This window comes from Paenibacillus sp. 32O-W (assembly GCF_007679495.1).
In the GTDB taxonomy this organism is placed as follows: domain Bacteria; phylum Bacillota; class Bacilli; order Paenibacillales; family NBRC-103111; genus Paenibacillus_L; species Paenibacillus_L residui.
In genome coordinates, this window is sequence record NZ_VEGP01000096.1 from 1 (window position 1) to 15,409 (window position 15,409).

Sequence of the window (15,409 nt, forward strand, 5' to 3'; positions counted from 1 at the left end):
TTGGGTTACTTTTCCTGTATGCACCTTTAACCTTTATTCCCATGAATTTTTCGACAAGAACTTTTCACTGTCCAGTATAGAGGAATAGACCAACGCGTAGGAACCCAGCACCCCCAAAATTGCGGATATAATAACCGTGCCGAAAGTAACCTGCACAGAGTTGAATAAATGTTTAAAAAAATCGGGAGTGACAACTGCCCGGTAGTTGTCCATTGTCGGTGTAAAAGCTAGTGATGGAACGGCGACCTGGCTTTCAAATTTGAAGCTGGACAATAACATGTACAGCATTGGAAAGAGCCACACTAAGACCACAGCATACGCTATTGTTGTCACCAGATTATTCTTAATACGCCTGCTCATTTTTTTCACCACCTAGACTAGGATGCTCATATATTCTTTGTATTCTTTTTCATCATAAATCCATAGAATCTTTGGACAACAATAAGCGTAAGCGCTACGGTAACTACGGCGATAGCGGCGGCGGTTCCCACATTCCAATCATAGAACAGCGCCTTATAGGAATAGTACGGCAGATTGCTTGACGAACTGCCCGGACCTCCGGATGTCGTTACATAGATTAATCCGAACACCTTCAAAATATTGATCAAGCCCAAGGTCATGGCAACATTGATATGATCTCTAATGAGAGGCAGTTGAATATGGGTTAACAGCTTCCAGCCTGTAGCCCCATCGATTTTGGCGCTTTCTATTATTTCAGAGGGCATGTTCTGCAACCCGGCCATAATGATGAGAAAGAAGAAAGGGGTCCACTGCCATATGATTAGGATCATTATAGTAAGAAGCGCATACTTTCCGAAGAAATCTATCGGTTCTATCCCAAGAGCGTTGGAGATATAATAATTCAGTCCAAGCGACGGGTTCAGCATTAATGTCTTCCATATGATACCGACTACCGCTTCCATTACAAAATAAGGAATTACAAACAGCGTTCTTAACAGATTAACGCCCCTGAAGTTCCGGTTAAGCATCAAACCGAATAAAATGCCAAGCACAGTACAGATCGTTAAGGCAACGACGACAATCAATAAAGAATTAAATACTACTTGGTAGAACTGGCCGTCCGTTAATATTTTTTTATAATTGTCGATTCCGGCGAAATTAATGCCTAGATCGGGTCTCTTCACGTTCCAGCTAATAAATGAAAAAATAATGGTAAGGATAAATGGGATCTGTGTAACAATTCCAACTACAATAAGAGCTGGAAGAATTAATAATTTGCTTTTATCGCCCTTTGTACTCATTGTTCTTCTCCTCTGCAATTAATAAAATTACTGGTACGTTCTTGCAGCGTACCAGTAATTTTGGAGAATGTAGTTCTATCGTTACTTCGCGTATCCTCCTGAAACAGCTACATCGGTCAATATTTTTTGTCCTTCTTCCAATACGGCATCAATACTCTTCTGATCGACTAAATAGGACGCAAGCAATTGAGCGATTTGTTCACCCCAGGATGAATATTCGGCCATGTTTGGAATCGAATTTCCGGTATACGGCGTTTTATTAACAGAAGGATTACGAAAATCAACTTGTAAAATAGCTTTTTTGGTAATGTCCGCGAAATCACTGGCTTGCTTATAATTTTCGTTGTCATAAGTAGAAACGCGAGTGCCTGACGGCGTGCTTTCCCAGCCTTTTTTCTCGCCCACCAGATTAATATATTCCTTGCTAGTGGCCCATGTCAGAAACTTAAATGCGGCTTCTTTATTTTTCGAAGAAGCATTAATAGCTATGCCCCAGCCGCCAATCGTATTGGTGGCGTCTTGCTTCACTTGAAGCGGAGCCATGGCATATCCGATTTTTCCGGAAACAATAGAATCTTTGGAGTTGGCAAGCGTGCCGGCCGATACACTGGCGTCGTACCACATCGCGGCTTTTCCGGTCGACATTAAGTTCAATGCTTCCGTATATCCAGTAGAAGTCGGTCCGGCTTGTCCGGCATCCGTCAAAATTTTCTTGTAGAATTCAATCGCGTTTTTCATTTCCGGAGTATTGAACGTAGCTTTCCAGTCCATATCATAGTATTGTGCCCCAAACGCGTTGGCGATAGAACTGAAAATAAACATGTTTTGTCCGCTTCCGGGCAAGCCTCTTAGTGCAATGCCGGCAATGCCTTTGTCTTTATCCTGCGCTGCCGCGGCCAGCTCGTAGACCTGTTCCCAAGTAGGATTTTCCGGCATCGTTAAATTTTTCGCTTCAAAAATTTCTTTATTATAGAACAATAAGGTCGTTTCCGCATAAAAGGGGAGAGCTCCAAGACCTTTCGTTTCGGAGGATAAAGAATCTCTGACTACAGGAAAAATATCTTCGACATCATACCAAGCTTTCTCTTCTTCGCTCATGCTGTTAAGCAGCCCGTCCAACGGCTCGGTCCAACCGTTATCCAAATAAACGGCTGAATCCTGAGCGCCGATTGTAAACAGATCATACTGTCCGCCGCCTAAACCGACATCCTGCGTAATTTTCGAACGAATTTCGTTCTCGGAGAGAACGGTATAATTTACTTTGATCCCTGTCTTTTCGGTAAATTCGGAAGTCATCTCTTCCATAATGACCATATCATTGTTGTTTACTGTAGCAATATTAAGCACTGCACCCTCTTTTTCATTTTGCCCGCTGCCGCTAGAACATCCGACTAGCAAGGTTCCGGCCAAAGCAAATGCAGAGACTAAATTCAATCCATACTTAAGCTGTTTTTTCATACGTTGACCCTCCATTAGATGAACATAGATGAACAAAACTTGTATAAGGCCTTCCTATGGCTGGCTTGCTTAACGTCTCACCCCTTTCAATTACCCGTAATGGGTTTCGATGAAATCAATAATATCGAGTGAATCCATATACTTCCTGACTACCATCAACCCGGCACCTTCCAGCATGCCTCCCTTTTCATATTTGGAAAAGCGAATATCGATAGAGTCCACAATTTCCTCCGGCAGGTCGCTGCTTAAGTTGTTTTTTAGCTGCGCCAAAAATTTGGGGGAATTGATAATCATATCTCCAAACACAATAGTGTCCGGGTTCAGGATATATATAAGATTTTTGATTCCATAGGAAAGAAACCAAGCCATCTGATTGACTGCCCAAACCGCGAGCTCGTCATCCTTTTCATACAAATGATAGATTTCGCTTATGGAAGAATGCTCATGAAGCTGTGAATTTGGAAACTCGTGCAATCTTTCTTCCACTAGTCGGACTAAATTTACCGGGGCCGCATATCGTTCCAGAATGCCTACCTTATTGAATTCACTGCGCTTGGCATTGAAGTTGATGCCCATATGTCCGATTTCACCCGCGATCCCATTCTTTCCCCGGATCAAATGGCCATCGATAATGATTCCTCCGCCAATTCCGTCTCCCAGGTTCAGATACATCATGATTCCTTTAGTGTTTCCTGTTTCTTCTACATAATCTCTCCATTCCCTTAGAGCAGAGACGTTTGCGTCATGATCGATGTACACGTTCAAGTGGGGATATTGGGCCTGGATCTGCTCCTGGAAATCCACCTTGGAAAGCTCCGGCATATCATATACCTTTGCAATCGTTTTACCGTTATAGGTCATTAAAGGACCTACAATCGCTATGCCGATGCCCAATACCTTCTTGCTTGCATCCATGGCAATCATTTGGTCTATTCCGTCGTAAATAAGCTTCAATATGGAAGAGATGGGTGTGCCCTTATCAATCTTGACCGCGCTTTTTTGCAGCACTGCGGCCTGAATATCGCACAGAGCAAATTCAATGGCATCGCGATTAATTCTTACAGCAACGGAGACGACATCATCCAGAGCCAATGAAATTCCGGTAATTTTCCGTCCGTTATCTGATAAGATAGGCCCTTGTTCTTTAATCACGCCCATTTCTTCAAATTCATTGACGATGTTAGTTATGGTCGCTTTATTTAATCCGCTTTTTGCAGCCAGCATCGTTCTGGATATGACTCGATGCCTCAGCAGCAAATTCAGCACTAATCCGCGATTGGCCTTTTTCACTTCATCAATATTTTGTGCTCTTTTCATTTGTCCTCCGTTCTGTTTATTATATAAACTTTTATAATACAAAAAATTTACATGGTCAACTTTATTTCTTTCGACAATTTGACTATATTACACGCTGGAAGCGTTGTCAACTAAAATGACTGCATTTTTTCAATTGGAAAATGTTCTCTTCGCGGAATAATGTGTCGAATTAGAAAAATTTGGATTAATTACTTTAATTTTTTTGTACATAAGAGTTTACATGATAAACTTTATAATTTATGATATGGGTATATTTTATCATTCATTCTAAATACAACGAGGAGAAAAAGACATGAGCGAAACAATGAAGGTAGCCATCATGAATACAATAGGTAAACTGGAGTTCGAACAAAAGCCGATTCCCCAAGTAAAAGATGATGATGTGTTAATTAGACTGGACTATGTGGGAATCTGCGGTTCAGATATGCATTTATTTGAAAACGGTTATATTGGAGAAAAACATGTCACGGAACCGATTGTATTGGGACACGAACCAGGCGGGGTTGTAGAAGCCGTCGGTAAAAATGTAACGTCGCTAAAACCAGGGGATCGTGTTGCCGTAGAACCGGGAATTCCTTGCTATACGTGCGACTATTGTAAGGCGGGAAGATACAATCTTTGTCCAAAGGTTTATTTCTACGCCTCCTTGCCCGTGGTGGAAGGATGCTTTGCCGAATACATTTCGCATCCTGCAAATCTATGCTTTAAGCTTCCGGACAATGTAAGCACGCTGGAAGGGGCATTGATGGAACCGCTCGCCGTCGGTATGCATGCAGCCTTGCAATCCGGCGCCCAAGTCGGGGCATCTGCCGTCATATTAGGAGCAGGCGCTATCGGACTGCTGACTATGCTTTCTTTAAAGAGCATGGGCGTGCACAATATTACGGTGGTCGACCTGGTGCAGAACCGGTTGGAAAAAGCGAAACAATTAGGATGCACCCATACCGTAAATGCCAGTGAAGGCAATGCCATTGATGCCGTGATGTCCATATCGGACGGTGAGGGAGCGGATTATGTATTTGAAACCGCCGGCTCCGAGGTAACGATTTTGCAAACGGCGAAAATGGTCAAGCGCGGCGGAACGATCGTTCTTGTAGGTTATACAAGCAGCGGGAAAGCACAGATTCACGTTAACAATATAATCGATAATGAAATAACGGTAAAAACGGTGTTTCGTTACCGCAACATTTATCCGAAGGCGATTGAAGCGGTATCCAAAGGAATCATTCCGCTTAAAGAGATTGTTTCCGATATTTTCGAATTCGACCGCATTCAAGAAGCAATGGAGAAATCGATTCAGCATAAAGACAAAGTAACGAAATGCGTCATTCGCATCCGCTAACCGCATCCGCTGCCGCTTGGAGACAAAGGAGGTTTTGACTTGGAAAATAGATCTAGCAAAATGGTAGCCGGGGTGGATTTCGGCAGCGATTCGGTAAGAGTCGTTATGGTAGACGGGGCGACCGGCAGAACCCTTTCCGAAGGATCCTGCGCTTACCCGCGTTGGTCACAAAGACTGTATTGCAGCGATGAGATCAGTCAATACCGGCAGCATCCCTTGGATTATATCGAGGCCTTTACTGCCGCTTTTAAGTCCGCGCTCAGCGGTGCCGGCGAGCATGCCGGACAGCGTTTGGGCGGAATCGGAATAGATACGACCGGTTCAACGCCATGTCCAATCGATGAAGCGGGAGTTCCTTTGGCGTTAAAGGCCGAATTTGCAGATAACCCGAATGCCATGTTTCATTTGTGGAAGGATCATACCGCTATTGCAGAAGCGGAAGAGATTAACGCAGTCTTTTCCACTTCTTCCGTTGACTATACGAAATATCAGGGCACTTATTCTTCAGAATGGTTTTGGGCCAAAATCCTGCACACGATAAGAAAAGATGATAGAGTGAAACAAGCCGCTTATACGTGGGTGGAACATTGCGATTGGTTTGTGGGCCTGCTGACCGGACAAACCGATCCGCTGACGATGTATCGCTCTTCTTGTGCTGCAGGTCATAAAGCTCTTTGGCACAGCGCTTTTAACGGTTTGCCGTCGGAAGAATGTCTACAGCAATTGGACCCGTATTTAGTATTAGTGAAGCAAAGATACGGTTCCGGACCCCGGCATGCCGATTCGGCCGCAGGCATCATTTCCAAAGCATGGGCCGCACAATTGGGCATAAATGAACAAGTCATTATATCCGGGAGCTCTTTCGATGCTCATGCCGGAGCGGTAGGAGCCGGGATCCGGCCTTATACTTTGGTAAAGGTTGCGGGAACTTCAACCGTTGATATGATGATCGAGCTGCCTGAACGCTTGAAAAATAAAGAGATGAAGCATGTATGCGGAATGGCTGAACATTCCATCATCCCGGGATATGTAGGGATTGAAGCAGGACAAGCTGCATTTGGCGATATATTTGCATGGTTCAAATCCCTCATGCTGTGGCCGGTCGAGCAAATGCTTCAGCATAGCGAAGTGTTATCGGAAGAGCAGAAGAAGCTGCTGCAGGAACAATGCTCGAAGGAGCTGCTCTATCGGCTTGAAGAGGCCGCGAAGGAAATCCCGCTGCTTGCAGCCAACCAAATCACCGCCCTGGATTGGTTTAACGGCAGACGTTATCCCGTATTGAATGAAAATGTTAAAGGAACGATGGCGGGACTCCATTTAGGAAGCACCGCACCCGCTATTTATCAGGCGCTTATTATGTCCGCCGTTTTTGGCGCAAAGCGTATTTTTGACAGTTTCATAGAAAACGGACTGCGAATCGACCGCATCATCGTGATTGGCGGGATCGCCAAAAAATCGCCTTACATTATGCAAATAATGAGCGACGTATTAGGCCGGCCTATTATGATCAGTAAAGAAGATCAAGTCTGTGCCAAAGGGGCGGCGATATATGCCGCAGTCGCGGCCGGTTTGTTCGCAAGCATCGAAGAAGCACAGCAAATTTATTGCGAACCCTATGAGGCGGATTATTATCCGAATCCCGACAAACAGCAGGACTATGCGATGAAATACGGGCAGTATATGAAGCTGGCTCAATCGATTGAGGAATTTCATAGATAATCATTTAATACTACAAAGGACGTGCATATGATGACCAACATTGAACAGTTATCTGTTCTGTCGCTGCGCAGCTTAGCCATTGATATGATAGAACAGGCCAATTCGGGACATCCCGGCATGCCCCTGGGCTGCGCCCCTATGGCATATACGCTGTGGACCCGATTTATGAATCATAATCCGACCAATCCGGCCTGGTTCAACCGCGACCGCTTCGTTCTGTCAGCCGGTCACGGCTCGAGCCTGCTTTACAGTTTACTGCATCTTTCCGGCTATGCAGTATCTATGGAAGATTTAAAGCAATTCCGCCAGTGGCAGAGCAAGACGCCGGGTCATCCGGAATATAGGCATACGCCAGGAGTCGAGGCGACTACGGGTCCTCTTGGTCAAGGCATGGCTACTGCTGTAGGTATCGCAATGGCAGAACAGCATCTCGCCGCCGTGTACAATCAACCTGGTTTGAGCGTTGTCGATCACTTTACGTATGTCATTTGCGGCGATGGAGATTTGATGGAAGGCGTCTCCTACGAAGCTGCCTCGCTTGCCGGACATTTGAAATTGGGCAAATTAATCGTGCTGTACGATTCCAACGATATCTCTTTGGATGGCGAGCTGAATATGTCGTTTTCCGAAGACGTAAAGCAAAGATTTGAAGCCCAAGGCTGGCAATATATCAAGGTAGCGGATGGGAATGATACTGAGCAAATTTCACGTGCTCTGGAGCTTGCCCAAGCTGATCTGACCAAGCCTGCGCTTATCGAAATCAAGACGACGATCGGTTACGGTTCGCCGAACAAAGCCGGCAAATCCGCTTCGCACGGCTCGCCGTTAGGTACCGAGGAAGCGAGATTGACGAAACAGGCATTGCAATGGACTCACGAGTCGCCGTTCCATGTTCCGGAGGAAGTGTACGCTCATTTCCATGAGGAAGTTGCCCTAAGAGGAATGAATCAAGAAAAAGCATGGCAGGAGCTGTGGGAAAAGTATGCTCTTGCTTATCCCGATCTGGCCAAGCAGCTTCAGGCGGTCATCGAAGATCGTTTCACACCCGATTGGGATGCAATCCTGCCCCAATATCCGTTCGGAAGCTCTGCGGCAAGCCGTGCCGTTTCCGAACAAATCATCAACGTGCTGGCTAAAGAGTTACCGAGCGTCATCGGCGGGTCCGCCGACCTTGCCAGCTCCAATAAAACAATGATCAAACATACAGAGCCGTTCCTGCCGCAATCCTATCACGGGAAAAACATTTGGTTCGGAGTCCGGGAGTTTGCCATGGGGGCCATACTCAACGGATTGGCTCTGCATGGCGGGTTAAAACCGTATGCCGGCACATTTTTTGTCTTCTCCGATTATTTGCGTCCGGCCATTCGTTTGGCAGCCCTTATGGGCTTGCCGGTTACCTATGTCTTTACACACGATAGTATTGCGGTGGGTGAGGATGGACCGACCCACGAGCCCATTGAACAGTTGGCCTCCTTGAGAGCGATGCCTAACCTGTCCGTCATTCGTCCGGCGGATGCCAACGAAACGAAAGCGGCCTGGAGATTAGCGATAGAATCCAAGGACACTCCAACTGCACTGGTGCTCAGCCGGCAAAATCTGCCTACGATGAAAGATACCCATCTGCTGGCTTATGAGGGGGTTTCCAAAGGGGCTTACGTGATCTCCAAAGGGAGATCGGATCGTCCGCAAGCTTTATTGCTGGCTACCGGCTCCGAGGTTCATCTTGCCGTACAGGTTCAACAAGCGCTAGCCGAAGAACAAATCGATGTAGCGGTTGTCAGCATGCCGTCTTGGGATCGCTTTGAGAAGCAAAGTGTAGAATATAAACATTCCGTCTTGCCCCCATCGGTTACCAAACGGGTTGCCATCGAGATGGCTTCCTCTCTCGGCTGGGAACGATATGTAGGCCATGAAGGCGATATTATTGCGATTGACCGATTCGGAGCTTCCGCTCCGGGAGACACGATAATCGAAAAGTACGGCTTCAACGTAAGCGAAATTGCCAAACGTGTGAAGAATCTGCTTGATGTTCATTAAGTGTGGCGGTACAGTTGGAATTTAGTCAGAGCTTCCGAAATTGTGATCATCTATAAGAATTTCATAATCAAAAGCTGCAGACATGATGTCTGCAGCTTTTGTTGCTTATTCAAAGAATACGCTTGGATATTCAACACTCCAGAAACATGTTCGAGAGAATCTTCACGCAGCTCTATTGCCATAAATGCTTCATCCGGCACTTCGAATGGTGCTTTTATCGACCACAGAGACGCTCTTTGGAAGCCGAACTTCGGATAATATTCCGGGTGTCCCATGACAATGACAGAAGGGTGCCCGAGTTCTTTGGCCTTGTGTAATGCTTCTAGAATCAATAACCTTCCTATGCCTTTATTTTGATAATCCGGTAAAACGGAAACAGGTGCAAGAGCAAGCGACTCCGCAATTTGATTACCTTCAACAATTTTTATTGCGGATAGAAGAATATGTCCGACAATTTCTTTATTGTTTTCATTAACGGCTACTAAAGACAAGTCAGGGATGAATCCGTCCGTCTCTCTGATTCGGGATACCAATTCATGTTCTTTCTTATCACTGTGCTCCATATTGGCAAATGCATTCTGTACTACGGATTCAGTAATCTTATAATCCTCGGGCCGTTCTTTTCTGATGGTAATGTTCATAAATAGTTGTCTCCTTAGTCGTATAGCTTATATTCCCTATATTACACGATGAAACCAGGTTCAAATACAAATAAATTATTGATTGACGAAGGGGTGAATAGTGTATATATTATATATATACGGTATTCACTATGTTGACGGCAGTGAGGTGAAGGAATCTGAATATTATTATATCCAATGCATCGAGCGATCCGATTTATATACAGATTATGAACCAGATTAGACAGAGCATTCTGAGCGGTGAATTACGTGCAGGGGACAGCCTTCCCTCCATCAGGCAGCTGGCGAAAGATTTGCAGGTTAGCGTTATTACGACCAAGCGTGCCTATGAAGAGCTGGAGAAAGAGAAGCTGATCGACTCAGTCGTAGGGAAGGGCAGTTTCGTATCGGGAGCAAATAAAGATTTCATTCGGGAGCAGCGCATGAAACGACTGGAAGAGAAAATGATAGAGATCATTCGGGAAAGCAAGGAGTTAAATATGAATCAACAAGAGGTCATCGACCATCTCACTTTATTGTTCGAGGAGGAACAGACACCATGAATGCCATAGAATTACGTAATCTAACGAAAACCTACCCGCAATTTACGGTCGATGATGTCTCTTTGGATGTGAAACAGGGCTACATTACCGGACTCATTGGTCCGAATGGCGTCGGCAAGAGCACCTTGATCAAGATGATGCTTGGTATTATCCATCCGGACTCCGGGAGTATCACAATATTGGGCCGCGATATGTCTAAACATGAAATCGACATTAAGCAGCGTATCGGCATCGTGTCGGATGATTGCTTCTATTATGAGCATCTTACGATTCGCGACATGAAGAAGATCATCGCGCCATTCTATAAGAAGTGGAATGAAAAGAAGTTTAACGGCTATCTTGAACAGTTCGAGTTGTCCCCCGAGAAGAAGATTGGACAGTTATCCAAGGGGATGAAAGTCAAGTTTTCCCTTGCCGTCGCTTTATCGCATGAAGCCGAGCTCCTAATCATGGATGAGCCGACCTCTGGCCTTGATCCCGTGTTTAGAAGGGAGATGCTGGATCTGCTTGCGGATATGATGCAGGACGAGAGAAACTCGATTATCTTCTCGACCCATATCACGACGGATTTGGACCGTATCGCCGACTACATTGCTTTCATCCATCGCGGCAAGCTCGTATTTAATGAAGCGAAAGATGAAGTGCTCGAGAGATACGCGATCGTTAAAGGCGACTCGGAGCTGCTTGATTCCGATATTCGCAATAAATTTATCGGGATTCGCGAGACCTCTGTTGGTTTCGAGGGCTTGGTGGACAACAAGGAGGAGGCCGCACAGTTATTTGGCGATTATGCTGTTTTGACGAAACCAACCTTAGAAGACATCATGTATTTTACCGCCAAGGGGGAACGAATTCATGCTTAACCTGCTTCGCAAAGATTTCATCGCTTTAAAAAGCTCGCTATGGATGACTATGCTGTATCTTGTTGTATTCAGTGCCGTTTTTATACCGAAGCTTTCATCATCTATTCACATTGTGGGGATCTATACGGCTTTCGCGACACTTAGTCACGGTACGATGATCGATATCAAAAACCATAACCATAATTTCCTGGTTACGCTGCCCGTTAAACGCAAGCATATTGTGCAAGCCAAATATATAACAGCCATCATTTATATGCTTTTTGGAGTCCTTGCTTCTTACGGGATTCACTGGCTGGTTAAACTAGCCGTTCCAGAGCTTAATAAACCGGACTATACCGTCATGGACATTCTGGGCCCCGCAGGTATAGTGCTTGTTCTGGCTTCCGTCTATTTGCCGCTCTTTTACGCATTCAGCAAGAAAGGAACCGCTATTATCAATGCCGTATTCTTCATAATCATGATAGCTCTGGCGCAGCCTACGGCTGTTGTTATGAATATGATAAATGGGAATAGTTTGGGGGGCGACGGAGCGTTATATCTGATCCTGCTCGGTATCTTGCTGCTGTTCATTGCTTCTTATTATTTAACTGTAAAACTGTTCAATAGAAAAGACTTATAGGAGAACGCATAATGAAAGATAAGAAATGGATACTTTATATGCTCGCCGGATGGGCAACATTAGTCGTGAGTCTCTTCCTGGCTGCGCTTTCCGGCGATGTCGCTGAACAGTGGTTCGGACTATCGAGAAATTCTCAATCATTCGTTAAAGGTTTTGTCATGAGCGGGCTCGTCGTTCCTATCATTTTCTATTTGTATCAGCATGTCTATCGGATGGCCGGCGATAAACCGGAGACGCCGGTATATTCCTGGAAAAGGCTAAATCACTTTATTACCGGCATTCTCTTGGCCATTGCATTGGCTTCATTGGGTTTCATTATAGCCGGTTTGCAAGGGTGGATCGTTATTGAAAAATGGCATGCCCCCGACCAGTGGTTTGTTGCGCTGCTCATCAATCTTTTATTTGCTTTTTTCTATGAAGCTTTGCCGGAGGAGCTCGGATTGCGGGGTATGCTGTACGATGTCCTGCGTCATCGATTCGCCGCATGGTTATCCGTATTGCTTCAAACCCTGCTGTTTGTATCTGTCACTGTAGCCGTTGCCCAGATTCAAGCGCTTGTTGGTCTTGCTCCCGGAGTATCCATTAATATTTTTTATATCCTATTAATTGCATGCTTCGGAATATGTTTGCAGCTGCTTCGTCTATGGACCGGGAGTCTCTGGGCATCGATCGGTTTTCACCTCGCCTACTTGGAAATCATGAGGTTTGTCGTCTCGCCATATCAATATCGCGTACCGCCAATCATAACCTTTCGTGAATCCGAGCCTGGAGTCGGCGCCTTACTCTCTATCAGTATGATGATTATCGGGGGCATCATTTTATCGCTCGTTATCCTGGGTGTTAAGCGTTTGATACAGAAAAGGGGAGTCATTCGAAAGCTTTAACCTTTTTTGGGTTAGTTATTTTCTTCTGCCGATATACAACAAATGAGTTGAAATGCCTAATACAGAGGGATCCTTGGCAAGTTCAATAAGTAAATTCATCAACTTCTGTGACTCACCTTTTTCTTCCCAAAACTGCCTTTGTTCGTTACTAATCAACCCGCCGATACTAGAGGAACCAATCAAATCAACGGTTTCAAACCCATGGCTTTCCATGAAGGGCTTGATATCATTGATGTTGAAGTAATAAGCCCCCGTAAATCGGCCTTTATCTGCGTGATTAAAAATTCCAGTAGCGCGGAACTCATTTATTGAATCCATAGTGTCGTTTGGCTTCCAGTGTTGTGGGTATTGCAAGGAAGTAATTGTCATTCTCATCCTACTCTGAAATGCGACGAAGATGATACCTCCCTTTTTTGTAACGCGGAATAACTCTGTTACAGCGTTAATTCGATCTTCTTCCCTTTGCAAATGGTAAAGAGGCCCTAACATGAGGGAAGCATCAAATTCCTCATTGGGTAATTCGTCTAAATTGGCAGCATTTAACACATGAAAGCCCTTGAAGTGTTTCGTTAATCCCAGTTCGTCTGCCTTCACCTTAGCCATTTCAACTAATCCGGGCGTTAAATCCGAAAGAGTTACATTGAATCCATGTCTTGCTAACTCCATAGAATATTTTCCGGGTCCTGCTCCATTATCCAGTACATTGCCATGGGGTGGTAAGTATTGTTTAATGTAATGCCAGTTAATGATAAACTCAAGAGGTTCCCTATCCAGCCTGCCCCACTCGTCAAAACGGGAATAATAATCAATCACGTTTTCCATCCGATTGCACCTGCCCATCATTTTAATTGGTTTGTTCAAACTGAAATCAAAAAAAACCTATTGCCTGCAAAGAGGCGATAGGTTTTCCTTCGCGGTACCACTCTTATTGATTCGTTGGATTCAGATAAACGAACCATCTTCAAACCTGATGACGGGGGTTATCCGTTAAGGCCTGCCGAATTCAGCCTTACCGCTCATGGGTGAGTTGGGGAAACCATTGACTGTCTCGCACCGATACGACAGTTCTCTGGACAATAGTCAAGCCTTAATACTCCCAGTCATAGCGTTTAACGATATTGAATTTAACCAAGTATAGCGCTTCCAAATACTACCTGTCAACAGATACTTAGCTTTCGGCGGCTGCTCACGTCCCTTAACCGTCAATATTATGAAGGCCTTTCGTATATCCGTAGGCGGGAAAGGCAGCAGACAGCAAGCTCTATATTCCACAATGGTATAGATAAAATTTACCTTCGGACAATCTATCGGAAAATGAAATGATCTTTTCGAATTGGTGTATAATTTCATTTCGATTATAAGCTAACTTTTCATAATGACCCGATTGTTCCCCATCCTGAACCATAACAAATTCTCCTGTAAGCTCTAATACTGCCGGTGAGTTCAGAAATAAGTCTCTCCAAGAGGAAAATATGCTTTTTAAAATAATAGCGGAATCCTTATCAAAAAGGGTCACGCCGTAATAGTTAATCCCTGTACTAATCGGTGTCCCATGTAGCTCCGGATTTCTGCTTGGAATCCATTTTAATGTGTCGCTAACGTATTGAATAATGTCATCATGAATCACTACACTATCGATAATTTTAGGATTATTTACTCTATTCATCCATAAATGTTCTACATCTATTGTATTAGGAATGAGGTAAAATTCATGCTCCAACGCCATTTTTTTCCCCTCCTTAACCGCCGTCGCCAAAGGCCACGCCACAGTCCCCAGCATTCCGACGATCCGCTCCTCTTAGTCATCAACACTATACTTCACCTGCATCGTTGCTGAATGCAGCACACTAAACATTAACATCTCACATATTTGCGTTTGAACCCAAGCTGCCCTCTATTTATTGACTTTTGGATATTTTCGGAGGCGTTCAACAATTTGCTTTTCTTCTTGTCTTTTTGGACTTCAACCGGGCCTACCGCCTTAGCCGTTTCGACAGCCTTATCATGGAGCGGCAAATAAGATACAGCGACTGTGTACATAAAATTGTTCATCGCGTATTTTGCCCGTTCGGGTGCATCGTGAATCGTTTTTTCCACAACCTCCAACAGGTTAGCGATTTTGCTTTCGGCAAACTCAGAGTCAGGCCGACTGCCCAAAAGCCAGCAGTAACAGCTCCAGCCCGCCGACATTCTCAACTCTTCGCCGCTTGCGATCCATTTATCGGCGACTGCTTGCGCAATATCGGTTTCCGCCAACGTTACCGCCACCACGTAATCGGATAGCATATAAAAATAAGCCCCGTCCATCCAACGCTCAAAATCCGCCTCGGTCATCACTTTCGGATCAGCAATGATGCCGGCAAAGTACATGGCGTCGTAGTTCCCTGTTGCGTAAAGCTGCTCGGCCAGAGGTTGATTGATTTTAGTTTTTCTGAAAATGGGCTTCATCTTGCCTGTCGCCACGCCAAAAAGCGGTTCATGTGCACCGTTGGATATATACATCTTCTTGAGTCGTTCGTTACTAAGAGCTTCAAGCTCCTGCATCACCATTTCAAAATCCATTGTTTAACACTCCCTTCTTTAAGCTTAGTCGAACTTCCTTTCCTTAATCAAAGGCTGTCCATGCACCGTTACTTTCCATACCTAATTAACTCAACTTTCGCAGAGCGAAAATCGGCATAATTGCATGATGTGACTGAACTAACGGTGAATGTAATACTGAGGT

At 44.9% G+C, this 15,409-nt stretch carries 15 protein-coding genes and 1 other annotated feature; of the genes, 7 read left to right on the forward strand and 8 right to left on the reverse strand.

Annotation, left to right across the window (positions count from 1 at the left end; genetic code table 11):
* Positions 1–33: 33 nt before the first annotated feature.
* The 4 genes from FS806_RS23615 to FS806_RS23630 form a co-directional block, all read right to left on the reverse strand.
* Complete coding sequence (locus FS806_RS23615) at positions 34–360, reverse strand: ABC transporter permease family protein (protein WP_144941595.1); 327 nt, start codon at positions 358–360, stop codon at positions 34–36.
* Positions 361–386: 26 nt separating this feature from the next.
* On the reverse strand, positions 387–1,262 hold the full coding sequence (locus FS806_RS23620; protein ID WP_144941597.1) for a carbohydrate ABC transporter permease: 876 nt from the start codon (positions 1,260–1,262) through the stop codon (positions 387–389).
* Positions 1,263–1,343: 81 nt separating this feature from the next.
* Entirely contained in the window at positions 1,344–2,720 is a 1,377-nt protein-coding gene (locus tag FS806_RS23625) for an ABC transporter substrate-binding protein (RefSeq protein ID WP_186328516.1), read from the reverse strand.
* A gap of 90 nt (positions 2,721–2,810) precedes the next feature.
* A complete protein-coding gene (locus tag FS806_RS23630) occupies positions 2,811–4,037 on the reverse strand; it encodes an ROK family transcriptional regulator (RefSeq protein WP_144941601.1) in 1,227 nt (408 codons plus the stop codon).
* 292 nt (positions 4,038–4,329) lie between these two features.
* Here FS806_RS23630 and FS806_RS23635 point away from each other — a divergent pair, with 292 nt between their 5' ends.
* The 3 genes from FS806_RS23635 to tkt are packed head-to-tail and all read left to right on the forward strand — an operon-like array spanning position 4,330 to position 9,135.
* Positions 4,330–5,379 (forward strand): NAD(P)-dependent alcohol dehydrogenase, encoded by a 1,050-nt coding sequence (locus tag FS806_RS23635; protein ID WP_144941603.1) that lies wholly within the window; start codon positions 4,330–4,332, stop codon positions 5,377–5,379.
* Between the two features lie 39 nt (positions 5,380–5,418).
* Positions 5,419–7,098 carry a ribulokinase gene (locus FS806_RS23640; RefSeq protein WP_222126757.1) on the forward strand — a complete coding sequence of 560 codons (1,680 nt, stop codon included), beginning with the start codon at positions 5,419–5,421 and terminating at the stop codon, positions 7,096–7,098.
* Between the two features lie 27 nt (positions 7,099–7,125).
* Positions 7,126–9,135 carry a transketolase gene (gene tkt, locus FS806_RS23645; RefSeq protein ID WP_144941605.1) on the forward strand — a complete coding sequence of 670 codons (2,010 nt, stop codon included), beginning with the start codon at positions 7,126–7,128 and terminating at the stop codon, positions 9,133–9,135.
* Between the two features lie 50 nt (positions 9,136–9,185).
* Here tkt and FS806_RS23650 read toward each other — a convergent pair whose 3' ends face one another.
* Entirely contained in the window at positions 9,186–9,776 is a 591-nt protein-coding gene (locus FS806_RS23650; protein ID WP_144941607.1) for a GNAT family N-acetyltransferase, read from the reverse strand.
* A 158-nt stretch (positions 9,777–9,934) separates the two neighbouring features.
* Between FS806_RS23650 and FS806_RS23655 the strand changes: the two genes are divergently transcribed.
* The 4 genes from FS806_RS23655 to FS806_RS23670 are packed head-to-tail and all read left to right on the forward strand — an operon-like array spanning position 9,935 to position 12,684.
* On the forward strand, positions 9,935–10,318 hold the full coding sequence (locus FS806_RS23655) for a GntR family transcriptional regulator (RefSeq protein ID WP_144941609.1): 384 nt from the start codon (positions 9,935–9,937) through the stop codon (positions 10,316–10,318).
* Positions 10,315–11,181 (forward strand): ABC transporter ATP-binding protein, encoded by an 867-nt coding sequence (locus tag FS806_RS23660; RefSeq protein WP_144941611.1) that lies wholly within the window; start codon positions 10,315–10,317, stop codon positions 11,179–11,181. The genes FS806_RS23655 and FS806_RS23660 overlap by 4 nt, the downstream gene beginning before the upstream one ends.
* Positions 11,174–11,800, forward strand: a complete 627-nt coding sequence (locus FS806_RS23665) for an ABC-2 transporter permease (RefSeq protein ID WP_144941613.1) — start codon at positions 11,174–11,176, stop codon at positions 11,798–11,800. Before FS806_RS23660 ends, FS806_RS23665 begins: the two co-directional genes overlap by 8 nt.
* Positions 11,801–11,811: 11 nt before the next feature.
* Positions 11,812–12,684, forward strand: a complete 873-nt coding sequence (locus tag FS806_RS23670; protein WP_144941615.1) for a CPBP family intramembrane glutamic endopeptidase — start codon at positions 11,812–11,814, stop codon at positions 12,682–12,684.
* Between the two features lie 15 nt (positions 12,685–12,699).
* Here FS806_RS23670 and FS806_RS23675 read toward each other — a convergent pair whose 3' ends face one another.
* From FS806_RS23675 to FS806_RS23685, 3 genes are all read right to left on the reverse strand, one after another.
* The gene (locus FS806_RS23675; RefSeq protein WP_144941617.1) at positions 12,700–13,506 is read right to left on the reverse strand and encodes a class I SAM-dependent methyltransferase; all 807 of its coding nucleotides are present in this window, start codon (positions 13,504–13,506) and stop codon (positions 12,700–12,702) included.
* A gap of 67 nt (positions 13,507–13,573) precedes the next feature.
* Positions 13,574–13,797, reverse strand: a binding site (T-box leader).
* A gap of 148 nt (positions 13,798–13,945) precedes the next feature.
* A complete protein-coding gene (locus tag FS806_RS23680) occupies positions 13,946–14,464 on the reverse strand; it encodes a hypothetical protein (RefSeq protein WP_222126758.1) in 519 nt (172 codons plus the stop codon).
* Positions 14,465–14,538: 74 nt separating this feature from the next.
* Positions 14,539–15,246 carry a DNA alkylation repair protein gene (locus tag FS806_RS23685; protein ID WP_144941621.1) on the reverse strand — a complete coding sequence of 236 codons (708 nt, stop codon included), beginning with the start codon at positions 15,244–15,246 and terminating at the stop codon, positions 14,539–14,541.
* Between the last annotated feature and the right edge of the window lie 163 nt (positions 15,247–15,409).

What these genes read in the sequence shown, in the direction of transcription:
- FS806_RS23615 (WP_144941595.1), bottom strand. Translation starts at nt 360, where the DNA reads ATGAGCAGGCGTATTAAGAATAATCTGGTGACAACAATAGCGTATGCT.
- FS806_RS23620 (WP_144941597.1), bottom strand. Translation starts at nt 1,262, where the DNA reads ATGAGTACAAAGGGCGATAAAAGCAAATTATTAATTCTTCCAGCTCTT.
- FS806_RS23625 (WP_186328516.1), bottom strand. Translation starts at nt 2,720, where the DNA reads ATGAAAAAACAGCTTAAGTATGGATTGAATTTAGTCTCTGCATTTGCT.
- FS806_RS23630 (WP_144941601.1), bottom strand. Translation starts at nt 4,037, where the DNA reads ATGAAAAGAGCACAAAATATTGATGAAGTGAAAAAGGCCAATCGCGGA.
- FS806_RS23635 (WP_144941603.1), top strand. Translation starts at nt 4,330, where the DNA reads ATGAGCGAAACAATGAAGGTAGCCATCATGAATACAATAGGTAAACTG.
- tkt (WP_144941605.1), top strand. Translation starts at nt 7,126, where the DNA reads ATGATGACCAACATTGAACAGTTATCTGTTCTGTCGCTGCGCAGCTTA.
- FS806_RS23650 (WP_144941607.1), bottom strand. Translation starts at nt 9,776, where the DNA reads ATGAACATTACCATCAGAAAAGAACGGCCCGAGGATTATAAGATTACT.
- FS806_RS23660 (WP_144941611.1), top strand. Translation starts at nt 10,315, where the DNA reads ATGAATGCCATAGAATTACGTAATCTAACGAAAACCTACCCGCAATTT.
- FS806_RS23665 (WP_144941613.1), top strand. Translation starts at nt 11,174, where the DNA reads ATGCTTAACCTGCTTCGCAAAGATTTCATCGCTTTAAAAAGCTCGCTA.
- FS806_RS23670 (WP_144941615.1), top strand. Translation starts at nt 11,812, where the DNA reads ATGAAAGATAAGAAATGGATACTTTATATGCTCGCCGGATGGGCAACA.
- FS806_RS23675 (WP_144941617.1), bottom strand. Translation starts at nt 13,506, where the DNA reads ATGGAAAACGTGATTGATTATTATTCCCGTTTTGACGAGTGGGGCAGG.
- FS806_RS23680 (WP_222126758.1), bottom strand. Translation starts at nt 14,464, where the DNA reads ATGCTGGGGACTGTGGCGTGGCCTTTGGCGACGGCGGTTAAGGAGGGG.
- FS806_RS23685 (WP_144941621.1), bottom strand. Translation starts at nt 15,246, where the DNA reads ATGGATTTTGAAATGGTGATGCAGGAGCTTGAAGCTCTTAGTAACGAA.